Origin of the sequence: Neobacillus niacini NBRC 15566 (assembly GCF_001591505.1) — a bacterium.
GTDB lineage: Bacteria > Bacillota > Bacilli > Bacillales > Cytobacillaceae > Neobacillus > Neobacillus niacini.
In genome coordinates this window covers 57,334-69,806 of the sequence record NZ_BCVA01000031.1, presented here as the reverse complement: position 1 = coordinate 69,806, position 12,473 = coordinate 57,334, and the positions used below count along the sequence as shown (strand labels likewise).

Sequence of the window (12,473 nt, the reverse complement as noted above, 5' to 3'; positions counted from 1 at the left end):
GCGGGGTCTTGAAGACAAAACGCATGAGGTGGCGAGAAGATCTGTCCTCAATGCGGGGGCTTGAGGACAAATCGGATGAACTGGCAAGAAGATCTGTCTTCAATCCGGTGTCTTGAGGACAAAACGGACGAGCCACGAAGAAGATCTGTCCTCAATGCGGGGTCTTGAAGACAAAACGCATGAACCACGAATAGGATTCGTCCTCAACCACTAACAAATAAAACCACCATACAAAAAAAGAGGTAACACACCGCAATCCGTGGTTACCTCTACGAAATATCTTTAATCATATCAGATTTTAAAAAAATGTGATCCTTTGATTTTTTAATTCGTGCGAACTCTTGTCTAATTTTCTCAGCAGTGATTGGACGAATCGCCCATTGGTTGTTGGCTGCTGAATAAATTGCTTCTATTATTTCTTCTTTTGGTGCAGATTTCATTAAATAATCGACAATGCCTGTGTGAAAGGCACCAAAGACAATAGTATGATCCTGATGGACAATGAGCAAAATTTTAAAAACAGGGAAGTGAAAATTAAGGATCTTGATGGAATGGTAGGCTTCAACAATGTAAACACATTCATCCACACATTTAAGAAATATGTGGGACTGCCACCGGGCAATAAGATAAAAGATTTTAATTTTTGGCATGAACCATAGCTGGTTCCTGTCTTTTTTTATATATTCATTTTTTTAAAACATCTACAAAACTTTAAAAAACAGAGAAATTAAAGTGTATAGAATTTAGATAATTCCCAATAAGGTGAAAATTTGAGTGTATACAATAAAAAATGAAGATAGAAACTAATCACAGAATTTCTTATGATGAGTACTAACAGAGGCACGGGGAGGAGATATACCGATGCACACAAGTGAGCGTTGTCTTTGGAAATGTCACATAAAAATTGATGCTCATCAGCACTTTTGGAAATTAGATACAAAACTATATGACTGGCCTACTCCCGGTTTAAAACCAATTTACAGGGATTTTCTCCCTGGAGATTTGGAAATGCATTTAAAACGGCACAATATCAAGCAAACGATTGTAGTACAAGCTGCTGAATCTATTGAAGAAACCGAATTTTTACTGGATTTAGCCGATCAATATGAATTTATTGGCGGAGTTGTGGGCTGGATTGATTTGTCTTCCGCGGAATTTCCTAATCATTTTAAACGGTTGTTGATGTGGCCGAAATTTGTTGGAATAAGACCGATGCTACAAAGTATGGCAAACGATCATTGGATATTAAAACCTGAAGTGAAGCGCAATATTCGGCTTTTGGTAGAAAACGACTTTCCCCTGGATCTATTAATCTATCCCAAACATTTAAGGCATATCGTAGAGTTGTTAAAGGAGTTTCCAAGATTACGAGCTGTTATTGATCATTGTGCAAAGCCTAATATTAAGGAACAGCAATGGGAACCGTGGGCAGATTGGATAGAAGAAGTTTCAAAGTATGAAACACTAATGTGCAAATTGTCTGGACTAGTGACGGAAGCAGACCACCAATCATGGGAGATTCATGAGTTTAAGCCATATATTCATCATATTATTCAGTGTTTTGGTCATGAACGGATTATGTTTGGCAGTGACTGGCCGGTCTGCCTCCTTGCAGCAGATTATGATGATATTGTCCAGATTTTACATGAAAACTTGCCTAAAGAAATGACAGTGGAAGAAATAGAATTGTTATATGGAGGAAATGCGAAACGATTTTATCGATTGCCGTAAAAAGATTCGAAGGAGGGAATATTCTATGGCTGAACAAGCCTTTCAAAAAGGACTTTCATGTATAGTGATGCACGATCAGGATAATGTGGCAACGCTTCTGAAGGATTGTAAAAAGGATGAAGTTATAACGTACATAAGGGATGGAAAAGCTTTTCGGTTAACATTCATTCAAGACATTCCTTTTGGACATAAAGTATCGATTACTGTCATTCGTCAAAACGAAGAAGTGATAAAATACGGTGAAGTTATTGGTGCTGCTACTATAGAAATTCCCACTGGGACCCATGTCCATGTTCATAACATCGAAGGCATAAGGGGAAGAGGAGATATAGGCCGCGGAGGAGGTAAAGAATTTGCAAACCATTAGAGGATATCGCCGTGAAAATGGAAAAATTGGAATTAGAAATCATCTATTAATCTTGCCTACTGTCATATGTGCCAATCAAGTCTGTTCAAGAGTTCAACAGCAAGTGCACGGTTCGGTTGCAATTCCTCATCAACATGGATGCAGCCAGGTTGGTGCGGATAAAGAACGAACACATAAAGTGTTAGTCGGTATGGGAAAAAACCCTAATGTAGGAGCTGTTTTAATCGTTAGTCTCGGATGCGAGGTAATTAATGCAGCTAAAGTAAAAGAAGAAATTGAGTCAACGGGTAAACCTGTTATTTGGATTGATATTCAAAATGAAGGCGGTTCCATTAAAACGATCCAAAGAGGGGTTGAAGAAGCAAAGAAACTAATGAAGGAACTTGAAAAAACGCCAATGGAGGATGTTTCTGTTTCGGAGCTGATCGTTGGTGTGAAATGCGGAGGTTCTGACTTTACTTCTGGCTTGTGCAGCAATCCAGCACTTGGGAAGGCTGCAGACATGCTTCTCAACGAGGGTGGAACCATTGTCATGGGCGAGACGACAGAAATTATTGGAGCAGAGCACCTTGTCATGGCAAAGGCTGTTAGCTCGAAAGTAAGGGAAAAACTATACCTATGCGTCCAGCAATTTGAAAATGAGGTTGAACGAATGGGTGTAGATATGCGCGGGGGGAATCCGAGTCCTGGAAATATTGATGGAGGTTTATCTTCCATAGAAGAAAAATCACTTGGATGTATTAGTAAAGCCGGCTCAGCTCCATTACAGGACGTCGTTGACTTTGCGGAAGAAATACCGGGAAAGGGCTATTATTTTATGGATTCACCTGGAAACGATATCGAATGTGTTTCCGGTATGGCAGCAGCAGGCGTTCATTTAGTGTGTTTTACCACCGGCAGGGGGACGCCAACGGGCAATCCTATAATCCCGGTAATTAAAATAACAGGGAACGAATTAACGGCCAAGCGTATGGCTGACAATATGGATGTCGATACGAGTCCTGTTTTACATGGAATTCAAACACTAGATGAATCTGGGCAGAACATCTATGAAATGATTTTAAACGTAGCGAACGGTCAAGAAACAAAATCTGAGATTTTAGGTCATCAGGAATTTAGTATTAGTAGAATAGGGATCAGTTTGTAAGTTTAATAGAGTTTTAGGAGGATGGGATTGGATGATACTAAAAAATCGCGTTGCCCTAGTAACAGGAGGAAGCAGAGGTATTGGAGCGGCCATTGTCGAGCGGTTAGCTGAAGAAGGTGCACATGTGGCCATCAATTACACCTCACCGAGTTCCTATGAGAAAGCAGAAAAATTAAAGCACGAAATAATAGAAAATTATCATGTCCGCGCCATGGTTGTGAAAGCGAATGTTGGTATCAAGCAAGAGATCGATCAAATGATTGACGAGGTTGAAAAAACTCTCGGATCGATCGATATCCTTGTCAATAATGCTGGCATTGCCCCATTTGAGTCATTTATGAAAGTAACCGAGGAAATTTGGGATCGTACCTATCAAACAAATGTAAAATCTATTTTTCTTACTACCCAGCGAGTGGCAAAAAAAATGATTGAAAAAAGATACGGGAAAATTATTAACATCACCTCAACGGCAAGCTTACTCGTTACAAGCCCAGTCATTCCACACTATATTTCATCGAAAGCGGCTGCAAGCCATTTAACAAAGGCACTGGCGATTGAATTAGGAAAGTACAATATTAATGTAAATGCTGTCGGTCCCAGTACGGTTGCAACGGATATGTGTCACGATTATTTAAAAGATGAAGAAATCTTAGCCAAAGAAATTCAAGCCAATCCGATGAGGAGGCTTGGAACGGAAAAACAAATCGGTGATGCGGTTGTGTTTTTAGCCTCAGAATATGCCATGCAGGTAAATGGACATCTGTTAATGGTAGATGGGGGACTCACAGTAAAGGCTGCACAGCCAGAAGATCATTTGGAGCAAGAAAGGAACTTAATCATATGAGATTAGATGGGAAGGTAGCGTTAATTACCGGAGCTGGAAGCGGAATTGGCAGAGCTGCTGCCCTCCTTTTCGCTAAGGAAGGTGCACACGTTATTGTCAATGATGTCAACGAGGAAAATGGTGAAAATACGGCGAAAGAAATATACCAAAAAGGAGGAAGTGCGACATTTTATTATGAAGATGTGACAATCCCTGAATCGGTAAGAGCAATGGCAGAATCAATTGTTCAAGAACATACGAAAATTGATATTTTATTTAATAATGTAGGAATCAGTAATGTTGGACGAGTGGATGAAGTAGAGCCTGAAGAGTGGGATAAGGTAATGTGTGTGAATGTGAAGGGGGTGTATTTGCCGAGCAAATATATTGTTCCGTATATGATGGAACAGAAGAATGGCTGTATCATTAATATGTCCTCATGTGCCGCAGAAATGGGGCTCATGAAACGAGCGCTGTATTCGGCCACGAAAGGAGCGATATTATCGCTTACAAAGGCGATGCAGGTGGACTATGCACCTTATAATATTCGAGTTAATGCCTTATTGCCTGGAACGATTTTCACACCATTTGTTGAAAATTATTTAAGAACCTCTTATAGCGATCCAGAAGAGGCCATCGATAAAATAAAAACAAGGCAATTAAGCGGCGAGTTAGGAAGACCTGAAGATGTTGCGAGCGCTGCCTTATTTTTAGCGTCGGATGAGGCAAAATTTATGATGGGATCCCCCCTCTATATAGATGGCGGGGTTGTGTTTGGCAAGAATGCTTAAAAGAAGAGGATGGAGACTATGAAACTAGTAACGATTGAAGAGCAAGGAAGACAAAAATTAGGGGTTCAAACAGCGCGAGGCATCATTGATATTGCTGCTACTGCAGAGAAGAATGCAAAATACGATATCCAGACAAACGTGATGTCTGTCATTTCTAGTAATAAAGAAGAGCGATCTAATCTTCAGGATTTTATCTCCAGTGTACAAGCGGAAGAAAAAGCAGTTTTTGTTGATCCTGATAAAATGACTTGGGGACCGTGTGTAACAAAACCTCACAAAATTGTTTGTGTAGGATTAAATTATCGAAGACATGCGGATGAAACTAATGCCCCGTATCCGGAAGTACCAATTTTGTTTAATAAATTTGATAACACGTTAACCGGGCATAAAAGTGAAATACCTGTTCCAAAAGTGACAAATATGCTAGATTATGAGGTTGAATTAGGGATTGTAATTGGACAAAAGGCGAAAAATGTAAAAGAAGAGGAAGCGCTTGATTATGTTTTTGGCTACTGTGCTGTAAATGATCTTTCAGCACGTGATTTACAAATGAGAACGCCCCAATGGCTGCTTGGGAAATCCTGTGATAAATTCAGTCCTATCGGTCCATATTTAGTTACTTCAGATGAAGTAGGTAATCCTAATGATCTTGCATTAAAAACATATGTAAATGGTGAACTAAGGCAAGATTCTAATACATCAGATATGATTTTTTCCTGTGCGGAAATTGTAAGTTATATTTCTCTCCATATGACATTGGAGCCTGGAGATATTATTTTGACAGGTACACCTGAAGGAGTGGTTTTAGGGTACCCAGAAGAGAAGCAAGTGTATCTTAAACCAGGGGACGAGGTTACGGTAGAAATAGAAAAATTAGGATCGCTGACAAACTATTTTGTAGACGAAAAGTAAAGAAGCGAGTGTGATAGAGAATGCTTAAGGGGATACCTTCGATTATTTCACCGGAATTAATGAAGGCTTTAATGGAAATGGGGCACGGTGATGAAATTGTACTGGCAGATGGGAATTTTCCAGCTGCCAGTCACGCTGAGCGCCTTATTCAATGTAATGGGCATGGAATATCTGAATTATTAAAAGCAATATTAGAATTTCTTCCGTTAGACACGTATGTGGAACATCCCGTTGCATTTATGGCGGTTGTTCCTGGTGATTCCGTACAACCAACGATATGGAAAGACTACGAAGAAATTATTCATCATCAGTTCAACTATTCATTTCCATTTGAGTTTATGGAACGATCTGCATTTTATCATCGTACCAAAAAGGCATTTGCTGTAGTGGCCACAAGTGAAACGGCACAATACGCCAATATTATTTTGAAAAAGGGTGTTATTAAAATAGGTTACTAACATAGAAAATAATCTATTATTTCAACTCTACCGTATATGAAAACTTATCACCTCTAGCGATAGAAGCAGTATATTCAATAATGGAATCGTGTTCATAGGTTGTACGTTCAAGCATGAGGCTAGGAGTATTTTCAATTATTTGAAGATATTCAGCTTCAATCGATCGTGTGGATACTGCTTTGAACGTTTCCGTCGCCCTGGTAATCGTTACCTTATAAGATTCACGGAAAATTTCATACATTGGCTTATTTTCTAACTGATTTTTTGTTAAATTTTTAAAACGAGAGACTGGGAGGTAAGAAGTCTCATAAAGCATTGGTTCATCATCTGCTAATCGCAGCCTGGTCACTTTATGCACATCTGAATTTTCTGGTAAATTCATTTTTTTTGCAATGTTATCCTCACAATGGATCTGTTCAAAGAAGAGTATTTTGGTAGAGGGTTTTTTTCCTGCTTTCTTCATTTCATCGGTAAAACTATAAAATTGGACCAGGCTTTGATTATATATTTTGGGAGAGACAAAGCTTCCCTTTCCATGTACTTTATAAATATAACCATCCCGTTCTAAAGATTGCATGGTTTGACGGACAGTGGTCCGGCTAACATTATATAATTCACAGAGTTCTCTTTCGGATGGCAGCTTTTCATACTCTTTCAGTTCTCCAAGTTCAATTTTTTCGAGGAGGGTATCCATCAATTGAAAATATAGGGGTAATCTCGGATCTTTAATCATCATATATTACTCCTTATTCTGTTAATTTAATCTATTTTCGAATACACTAATTATACATTGAAAGACTTTAGTATTCCATTCTCATTCTGTAAAGTCAGAAAATTAGTGCAGCAAAAAAGAGCGATGTCTTATAAATGACATGGCTCTTTTTACTAATGTGTTACTCTACATGTTATTTTTTCTCTTCTCTTATTAGCCAAATTTCAGTCTTAGGCTTAGGTAGATTTAACGATTCAATTAAGGATATAGCATCCTCCGAGCAGAAAATCCCCCATTTAGAAAAATATTCTACCAGATTTTCTCCCGCTGTTTTGGAAGCTATTGTAACAAACGTATCGATCATTTGCTGATTTGTTACTGGGAGGCGATCATCCGGCATCTCTCTATAAGTTGTAAAGATGTTCGTATAAAAATCCCAACCATAAACCATTCTAAGCTGCTGGAACATAACGAGTCTTTCAAAGTTTCCTAATTGCTTGTAAAGTTTATCAGGATTGGGGTCTATGACAAACTCTAATGCCCTATCATATGAGTCTTTTCCATTGGAAATATCCAATAGACGGGACGGGTTATTGAATTTTTCCTGTGTCAGGAGGGATAAAAGATTGACTGTTACTTCTCCTAGATCTCCCCAAGTCCACGGAGCCTGCTGATACTCATGTCCGATTTCATGCCAGAATCCCCAAGCATTATTTTTGATATAGGATTCATCAAGTATGGACGCCGCATAATTAGTGGAACCATATTCAATTGGCACCATGATAGGATATCCAGCATGCATTAATCCGCCTTTAATTTGTTTATCCAAAACAATACGGAAGGGGATTGAATGTCTTTTATTTGGCATTTCTTTTTGTGTATCCAGCCCTGCCAATCGATCATAATCCATAATAATATCATCCCATAGTGACATGATCCGCCCTGGATCTTCCAGTTCTAATAAGTATTCAGATGGAAGAGTTATAATGAGTTTTTCTCCTTTTAATTCACCGAACGGGGTAGTAGCTCCTCTAGCCTTTATATTTTGCCATTCTTGTTCGGTTGTTTTTCCGATTTCGTAGTAGGGAGCTTCGATAGCACCGCTTATTGAAAAATCTCCTTGCTGATCAGGAGTATTGGTCATCATAGGAATAAAATAAATTAAACCGCCGTATGGGCTGCTAACCACATTGGTTCCTGGAGTGAGTTTTTTAAAATGAACGATATTCGGTACCCTTTTCCACTCTGACAGTCCGTTTAATTCATCATCGTGGGAGCCAATTTGGACACTAATATTTTCAACACCTTCGGGTACTTTAATGGTTATGTCTTTTCCTGGAGGTGCATACAGCCCGGTGCTAATCCAGTTTTTGCTTGGTAATGCACGAGTGTACATAAGGTCAGGGTTTCCTAGATTAATAGATATCTTTTTTTCCTGAACAGGTTGTGCTGTTTCAGACACTTTTCCTGGAAATTCATCAGCATAAGGTGACGTTTCATTTCCTGCATCAATGGTGAAATGAGTAAATTGAAAGTTTAATAAAGAATTACGATAGGGCATTTCTCCCTTTTTAATAGGAAATTGAACTTTACCATATGAGGTAACTTCCTTAACTGCCCAATCATACAGTGGAGAATCTCTTGTGATGGTTTCCAGGGTTTCAGTTAAGACACTTAGTAAAAGGTTTTTCTTTTTTTCGTTATCTGTACCAGCAGGGCCAAGATTAATATCTTCATAGCCTAAAACTCCATCCTCAATTTCCTTTCCTTGTTTTAGTCGATTTAAAAAGTGATTTTCCATAATGGTATCGGGAGTCATATGATTTACCGTTCCCGATGAATTGGTTTTCACATTAAGCAGTGATAAACCAGTCATATTTAACAGATTCTGGACAGGATAATGCTCGCTAATCCGGATTCCTCTCCAGTTTCCGAGCGTTGCTCTTTTTTCTACAGGTGTATTTCTTGTAATGCCTTCTAAATCACCACCATTTATGGTAGCAATAATATTGCCGCCTTGATGTACATATTTTTCAAGAATAGGAATTTCGCTTTCCTTAACAGATTCATCAATCAAAGCAACTGTATATTTATTGGGGTTTAACGAGCTTCTGTCCCATTTGTCCACTTTTACGACTTCTACGGGAAGAGAAGGGTCGATCGATAAATCCTCTGAAGTCGTAATCAATTGTAAAGTCTTGTTAGTTGTTAACGCTTCTTCATATCTACCTGTATATTTTGTTCTCCTGCCATTATTAATAGCAGAATCCTCTGTTAACCACAGTAGTATATTACGAGATAGTAAGCTTAGCGGCTCCTTATTATTTTGCAAAGAAAAATATCTTTGATCACCTGCTAATACAATTTTTCCATTCCCGTACCGGGATGCTGCCATATTTGGAATTGTCTCTGGGACATTGACAGGAAATGCATCTTCACCAATTGCAGCAACACCTCCGCTTCCAGAAATAACAGGGATTCCATCTAAATCTTTACTAAAAAAATGGTAGTCTTCCTCCACTGAATAGGCTTGAGCCATACTTGTCTGATTGGGAGACTGAACTTCTGCAGCACCCGGTGCTGGAATCGTTGCCACTGTTAAGAAGAGTAAAGATAAGCTTGAAAATAAAATTTTCTTTAATTGAGGTACCATTTTTTCACCACTCTCATTTTTTTCTAATATGCAGGTCGATACAATAAATGATCGACACTGCTTATGAATTAGTTGATTATTGGTTACTCGTATTCTCTTAATGTCTCAACAGCAACCTCAGGTTCTGGTAGATTTAGAGCATTCACCTTTTGAATTCCTTCTTCTGTCAGACTCCACCCCCATTTCTGGTAAAATGAAACAAGGTTTTGACCGGCTAATTTGGAAGTCATAAATAAAAGCATATCTTTCTTCTGCTGGTCTGTTGTTGGAAGCGTACTGCTATCAAGCTCACGATAGGCTTTATGCAATTCTGTGTAGAAGTCCCAGCCATATGCCAATTGAAGCTGTTTAAAGAATACTAGCTGATCCATCCCATCCAAGTCTGTAAATTTCTTCAAGGGGGAAGGATTTGCAATAAATTCCATTGCTCTATCATAATGGGATTTCCCATCTGCACTTTTTTGGAGCAGCCTTTTTACATCTGTAAATTTTTCCTGGATAAAAAGGGTATAGATATTCACAGAGACTTCTGTAATGTCACCCCATTTCCAAGGATTCTGCTGGTATTCATGGCCCATTTCGTGCCAAAAGCCCCATCCTCTTACCAAGGCCAATTCTGGATCGACTACATGGGAAGCCGCCGGGTCAATTGGAATCATGATTGGGTAGCCTGCATGCATATAGCCGGCGCTAATCTGAACATCTGCCACATATCGGTGCTGTCTATCGGGACTTTTATGAGGGACTGGTAAATCAGACGAGATACCGACGAAAGTATTGTAGCTGGAAGTAATGGAATCCCACTGTTCCATGAGTGCCACTGGATCCTTAATGGTTAATAAAGCTTCTTTTGGCAATGTGAAAATAACGTGCTCACCTACAAGTTCACCCCAAGGGGCCGGATTATCTTTAATTGAATTGTGCCATTCCTCGTTGGAGGTCTGTCCTTTTACAAAGGTTGGGGAGGCAACGCCGCCACTTATATGAATAGACGTTTGGGTATTAGCCTTTGCTTTTTTAGGAATAAGATAGACAAGGCCGCCATAAGGGCTTTTTATTTGATTTATTCCAGGTTCAAGCTTTTGTTGCAATGCGACCACCGGCATACGGCTCCAGGTAGGTTTTCCTGTTAACACATCCGTGTGCGAACCGACTTGAACATACAAATCCTCTGTTCCCTCTGGGACATCAATGGTGATTATGCCTCCTGCAGGGGCATAAAGACCTGTACTGATCCAGTTCCCTGGAGGATAACCCATTCTTAAATGGCTAAGATCTTCATAATCAAAATCGACTTGAATTTCTTTGTTATTAATCAAAGGTGCATCCTGTGGAATCGGGCCCGGAAAGTGGTCGGCATAGGGTGATTTTTCACCATTTGGATCTAAGGTTGCTTCGTTCACTTGATAGGCCAAGAGTGCACTTGAATAAGGGAAATCGCTCTTAATAAATGGCCATGTAACGGTGAGTTGACTTAAATCAGACAGTACCTTCTGCTGAAGAGGATGGCCCTCTATTAAGCCGGCGATGGTTCCACTGACAATCTGAGCAATAATTTCTTTCTTTTTAGTGGATGTCGCTCCTTCAGGACCAATATCAAGGGTGCTAACATCCAATGATCCATTTTCAATCGCCTTAGCTTTATCAATAAGTGCAGGTACATAATAATTTTGTGCTTTATCATAGGAGAGAGGTGGCAGTGTTGCTGTCTTTGTGGTTGCTGTAATATTTGTTAAGGATAGGCCAACTTCATTGAGGAATTTTTGAATACCGTAATCGGAAAGGTTTGGTTTACTGTTTTCATTCGCCATCCATTCTTTCGGATAACCTTCCATTACCCAGCCTTTTTCTCCGAAAATCACCGCTCCCCCCTGCTTCACATATTTAATCAATACTTGTACTTCTTTATCTGATAGAGGCTGATGAAAATTGTTAACATAAACAACCTGGTGTTTTAACGGATTTAACTGAATGGATAAGAAATTATCTACATGTTGTAGTTCTATTGGCAAATCGTGACTAACAGGGATATCCCGATTTGTAATCATTGTAATTTTCCCTTTGCCTTTTAAAGCGTCCTCGTAGGTTAAATGAACGGGCAGGACTTTATCCTTATCTGTTACCCATTTTAATATGTTACTAGCAACAGCTGTTTTTGTTGAATCTGTATTAGTAAAATCAAAATACTCACTCAGACCCGCTGCTACTACTCTACCTTTACCAAATCTAGCCGCACCAATAATGGGAACCGTTTCGGGATTAATCGCAACAGCAAAGGCATTCTCACCGACGGCGCTTACACCACCTGCATGAGAACTGGAGTAACTAGGAAATCCTTCTATCCCATTATAGAACCTTGCCAAATCGTTTTTTATCTGTTCCTGAGTAGACTCGCTCAATTCCTTCGCTTCTACTTTGCTTAATGCCTGTACTTGGTTGTTGGCAAGGGGAACAATAGTGGGGCTAATAGCTAGACCACCGGCGAGCAGTACTGTTATCATATTTTTTTTCACGGTATACCTTCCTCCTATAATTGTAATGTTGTAATGATGTCACTACCAGTGTGTCCGTTATAATTGAGCCAAATGAAAGAATGCTAGGGTGCACTGAAAAATGGTCTTCTAGTAAGTTTTTCTTATGGATGTTATGATATAATTACCAGTAACTTTAACGCAGCATCAAAACCGTTCATGAAAAGCAACTTACTAATTTTTGAACGAACCCTCCTTAGTTTTTTTTTTTTGTAAGTGTTTTCACTGTAAACTAAATTAACATCATCAGTGGCGGAAATCAATTCTAAATTTTCAAAAAATACAAAATGGTAAATTACGCCTATTTCTCTTTAGTATGTATTCTGATATTTTCGTGAAAAGACGCCA

11 protein-coding genes are annotated in these 12,473 nt (G+C 39.1%); 7 read left to right on the top strand and 4 right to left on the bottom strand.

What is annotated here, in order from left to right; genetic code table 11:
* Nucleotides 1–269: 269 nt before the first annotated feature.
* Nucleotides 270–587 carry a response regulator transcription factor gene (locus tag BANA01_RS19805; protein WP_169803726.1) on the bottom strand — a complete coding sequence of 106 codons (318 nt, stop codon included), beginning with the start codon at nucleotides 585–587 and terminating at the stop codon, nucleotides 270–272.
* A 274-nt stretch (nucleotides 588–861) separates the two neighbouring features.
* On the opposite strand from BANA01_RS19805, the gene BANA01_RS19800 reads away from it, so the two are divergent.
* From BANA01_RS19800 to BANA01_RS19770, 7 genes are read left to right on the top strand one after another with little or no spacing between them, the layout of a single operon-like run.
* Nucleotides 862–1,731, top strand: a complete 870-nt coding sequence (locus BANA01_RS19800; RefSeq protein ID WP_052106303.1) for an amidohydrolase family protein — start codon at nucleotides 862–864, stop codon at nucleotides 1,729–1,731.
* Between the two features lie 25 nt (nucleotides 1,732–1,756).
* On the top strand, nucleotides 1,757–2,098 hold the full coding sequence (locus tag BANA01_RS19795; protein ID WP_034673727.1) for a UxaA family hydrolase: 342 nt from the start codon (nucleotides 1,757–1,759) through the stop codon (nucleotides 2,096–2,098).
* A complete protein-coding gene (locus BANA01_RS19790; protein WP_034673725.1) occupies nucleotides 2,085–3,245 on the top strand; it encodes a UxaA family hydrolase in 1,161 nt (386 codons plus the stop codon). Before BANA01_RS19795 ends, BANA01_RS19790 begins: the two co-directional genes overlap by 14 nt.
* 31 nt (nucleotides 3,246–3,276) lie before the next feature.
* The gene (locus tag BANA01_RS19785; protein WP_034673723.1) at nucleotides 3,277–4,089 is read left to right on the top strand and encodes an SDR family NAD(P)-dependent oxidoreductase; all 813 of its coding nucleotides are present in this window, start codon (nucleotides 3,277–3,279) and stop codon (nucleotides 4,087–4,089) included.
* Entirely contained in the window at nucleotides 4,086–4,859 is a 774-nt protein-coding gene (locus BANA01_RS19780; protein ID WP_034673720.1) for an SDR family NAD(P)-dependent oxidoreductase, read from the top strand. Before BANA01_RS19785 ends, BANA01_RS19780 begins: the two co-directional genes overlap by 4 nt.
* 18 nt (nucleotides 4,860–4,877) lie before the next feature.
* A complete protein-coding gene (locus tag BANA01_RS19775; protein WP_034673718.1) occupies nucleotides 4,878–5,771 on the top strand; it encodes a fumarylacetoacetate hydrolase family protein in 894 nt (297 codons plus the stop codon).
* 20 nt (nucleotides 5,772–5,791) lie between these two features.
* Nucleotides 5,792–6,229: an RbsD/FucU family protein gene (locus BANA01_RS19770; protein ID WP_034673716.1), complete on the top strand. Its 438-nt coding sequence runs from the start codon at nucleotides 5,792–5,794 to the stop codon at nucleotides 6,227–6,229.
* 16 nt (nucleotides 6,230–6,245) lie between these two features.
* On the opposite strand, the gene BANA01_RS19765 is transcribed toward BANA01_RS19770, so the two are convergent.
* The 3 genes from BANA01_RS19765 to BANA01_RS19755 all read right to left on the bottom strand — a co-directional run bounded on the left by BANA01_RS19765 (nucleotide 6,246) and on the right by BANA01_RS19755 (nucleotide 12,107).
* On the bottom strand, nucleotides 6,246–6,962 hold the full coding sequence (locus tag BANA01_RS19765) for a GntR family transcriptional regulator (protein ID WP_034673713.1): 717 nt from the start codon (nucleotides 6,960–6,962) through the stop codon (nucleotides 6,246–6,248).
* A gap of 172 nt (nucleotides 6,963–7,134) precedes the next feature.
* Complete coding sequence (locus tag BANA01_RS19760) at nucleotides 7,135–9,594, bottom strand: M60 family metallopeptidase (protein WP_052106302.1); 2,460 nt, start codon at nucleotides 9,592–9,594, stop codon at nucleotides 7,135–7,137.
* Nucleotides 9,595–9,677: 83 nt separating this feature from the next.
* Nucleotides 9,678–12,107: a M60 family metallopeptidase gene (locus BANA01_RS19755; protein ID WP_052106301.1), complete on the bottom strand. Its 2,430-nt coding sequence runs from the start codon at nucleotides 12,105–12,107 to the stop codon at nucleotides 9,678–9,680.
* Nucleotides 12,108–12,473 lie beyond the last annotated feature (366 nt).

Excerpts from the sequence above, each read along its gene's own strand:
- BANA01_RS19800 (WP_052106303.1), top strand. The coding sequence starts at position 862 with ATGCACACAAGTGAGCGTTGTCTTTGGAAATGTCACATAAAAATTGAT.
- BANA01_RS19775 (WP_034673718.1), top strand. The coding sequence starts at position 4,878 with ATGAAACTAGTAACGATTGAAGAGCAAGGAAGACAAAAATTAGGGGTT.
- BANA01_RS19795 (WP_034673727.1), top strand. The coding sequence starts at position 1,757 with ATGGCTGAACAAGCCTTTCAAAAAGGACTTTCATGTATAGTGATGCAC.
- BANA01_RS19760 (WP_052106302.1), bottom strand. The coding sequence starts at position 9,594 with ATGGTACCTCAATTAAAGAAAATTTTATTTTCAAGCTTATCTTTACTC.
- BANA01_RS19785 (WP_034673723.1), top strand. The coding sequence starts at position 3,277 with ATGATACTAAAAAATCGCGTTGCCCTAGTAACAGGAGGAAGCAGAGGT.
- BANA01_RS19770 (WP_034673716.1), top strand. The coding sequence starts at position 5,792 with ATGCTTAAGGGGATACCTTCGATTATTTCACCGGAATTAATGAAGGCT.
- BANA01_RS19765 (WP_034673713.1), bottom strand. The coding sequence starts at position 6,962 with ATGATTAAAGATCCGAGATTACCCCTATATTTTCAATTGATGGATACC.
- BANA01_RS19780 (WP_034673720.1), top strand. The coding sequence starts at position 4,086 with ATGAGATTAGATGGGAAGGTAGCGTTAATTACCGGAGCTGGAAGCGGA.